The 2,591-nt window shown below is 31.5% G+C and carries 2 protein-coding genes; one reads left to right on the top strand and one right to left on the bottom strand.

All coding sequences use genetic code 11. The features are described from left to right. Positions 1-350: 350 nt before the first annotated feature. A complete protein-coding gene (locus NE054_RS07775) occupies positions 351-1,265 on the bottom strand; it encodes an MFS transporter (protein ID WP_297890365.1) in 915 nt (304 codons plus the stop codon). A gap of 56 nt (positions 1,266-1,321) precedes the next feature. Here NE054_RS07775 and NE054_RS07770 point away from each other — a divergent pair, with 56 nt between their 5' ends. Then, positions 1,322-2,560, top strand: coding sequence for a DUF87 domain-containing protein (locus NE054_RS07770; protein WP_297890363.1), 1,239 nt, complete (start codon positions 1,322-1,324; stop codon positions 2,558-2,560). Positions 2,561-2,591 lie beyond the last annotated feature (31 nt).

Here is a 2,591-nt window from a genome sequence, read left to right as displayed (position 1 = left end):
GCAAAAGCCATGTTTTACGGTGTAGAATATTTACAAAGTCTTAACTTTTCCTTTCAAGACACTTTTTTTATAGCCGGATTGTTTGGTTTAATTGGAGCGTTGCCGGTTTTTTACATGATTGTAAGCGATTTACTTGAAAAAAAAGTAAATCAATAAGAAAGTTTCATCCGGATATAAAGAATTGAAAATAAGGCTACTATTGTACTTAAAATAAAAGGCATATCACTTGAAAAGTAATCCCACAAGTACCCGCTTATAAAAGAAGATATAAAACTTCCGATACCTATTACAAAGTGATACACTCCAAAAACAAAACCTTTCCTGAATTTTACCTTTTTTCCAATGGTAGCCTATATACCAATTTCTAAAAAAGCTTCTCCAACTGCAAGAAATATCAAACCAACTGGCGGAAAAACAATCAATAACAAATTAGCAACTATAAAAAAGAAAACTGTTAAATAAAGATAAGATTTTAAAATAACCTTATCATAGATTTTTCCGGCAAAATATGTAGAAATCAATAAAATCAAGCCAAATAACAGATATAAAGCCAATGTAAAAGATTCATGTTTGAAAAAGTTGTAAACCTTCAAAATGTAAAAGGAATACCCAAGGTTTACAAATGAAAACATGAAAAAGAATATAAGAATTGAAGGTTCTAAAATTTTCCACGATATTCTTTTTCTCTCCTTTTTTACGTCGGGTTTCAAAAGAACAAAACTAAGTAAGATGATAGCAACGAATACAATGAATCCTAAAAATAAAAAAATGTATTTATATCCAAACTCTTTTAAAATAAATAAAGACATTAAAAATGCTAAAAATATACCTGTAAGTTCGCCGGCATTTTCAAAAATTTTGTTTGCACTAAAAATCTTCCCTATATCTTTTCTGTAAAACCCGGATAAAACTTTATCTTTTCCCGGAACAAACAAACCTTCACCTATACTTTTTGCAAAGGCAGAAACCATAATGTCAGACCATCTTTTTGAAAAGACAACGTAAAGATTAGAAAACAATAATGACCACATAGCTAAAAAAAGAACTCTTTTCCTATCCTTAACATCAGAAAGGTATCCGCCTAAAATTTTAATAATGTTTGAAAAAGCTTCCCCAATTCCATCAATCAATCCAACAACTACCATGGATGCAGCAAAGTAATTTACCAAAACAAAGGGAAGTAAAGTTTCATAAATTTCTGTTGAAACAGTTACTAAAAAAGTTATTAAGTTTATAAAAATTAAAATTTTCTTTGAGTGTTTCAATCTCACCTCTATGTTATAATTTTTTAGGTAAGCAATAATTATAACCGAGGAAACAGATGAATAGAATAGGGTATTGTACCGGAACAACAAGCCCAAACAGAGTTACATTTCAATCTCAGTATCCTGTAAGGTTAGGTCAGTTTGTAAATTTAAAGTATACAGAAAATGGCAAAGATAATATTCTACTTGGCATGGTAATAAACGTTCAAAGAAAAAATACATATATTCCACAAGAACTTCCCAACTTAACACATATAGATAGAATTTTTCAAGAGAGTATAAAAGATACAAAAGTAGTGGGAGAAATTCAGATTTTAGGAGAGATAATAGAAACAGACAACGAAGTGTTTTTACAGATGCAAAGAGTTCCACCTCTTCCGGCAGCGGAAGTTTTAAAACCAAATCCGGAAACATTAAAAAAACTCTTTGGAGCTAAAAGTAAAAACCACGTAAGAATAGGAAGACTTTTAGCCGAAGAAGAAGAAATACCTGTTTATGTTGATGTAAACCAAATTGTCCTAAGACACTTAGCAATACTCGCCATTACAGGAGCCGGAAAATCAAACACAGTTTCGGTTATTCTCGAAAACATTGTAAACCTAAAAGGAACAGTAGTAGTGTTTGACTTTCATGGAGAGTACGTAAAAGCCGAATTTAAAAGAGACGGAAAAAATGTTGTAAACGTTATAAAGCCAGTAGTTGACCCAACCACCTTAGACATAAGAGATTTTGCAAAATTGATTGGAATACAACATAACGCAACAGTCCAATTTAGATACTTTAAAGTTGCACTTGATAATGTACTAAAAGGAATAAAAGAAGAGAAAGGTTTAGAATGGAAAAGATGGGTAGGAACAGACGAATTCTTCTTTAGATTGAAAAATGAGCTTGAAAGCTGGCTTGACGATGAAAATGATAATGTACCGATAAAAGGAAAAATAAGAGAAGATTCTTTGTACGAAGTTATAAATAAGATAGACGACACGTTAGACGAACTTAGCCATATAATAAAGGTGGGAGCGAAAGACCTGATAGAAAACATAGAACCCGGGAAAATAAACGTTTTTGATTTATCAGAAGTTGACGAAGAGGTAGCAGACGCGATAGTATCAAACATACTAAAACACGCTTTAGATGAGAGAAAAAAATCCGTAAGAGGAAAAGACTCAAAACTTGATTACCCACTGTTGGTAGTTGTAGAGGAAGCCCACATATTAGCAGGAGATAAAAGAGATACAGACTCAAAATACTACATAAAACCCCGGATTTTTAAAATCGTAGTATATCTTGTCTGAAAGTGTTTTAAAAACTTCATCAAAAGATTTT

The organism is Sulfurihydrogenibium sp., from assembly GCF_027448985.1.
In the GTDB taxonomy this organism is placed as follows: Bacteria; Aquificota; Aquificia; order Aquificales; family Hydrogenothermaceae; genus Sulfurihydrogenibium.
This window is presented reverse-complemented; position numbering and strand designations above follow the sequence as displayed.

Coding starts and splice junctions, on each gene's coding strand:
- NE054_RS07770 (WP_297890363.1), top strand. CDS start 1,322: ATGAATAGAATAGGGTATTGTACCGGAACAACAAGCCCAAACAGAGTT.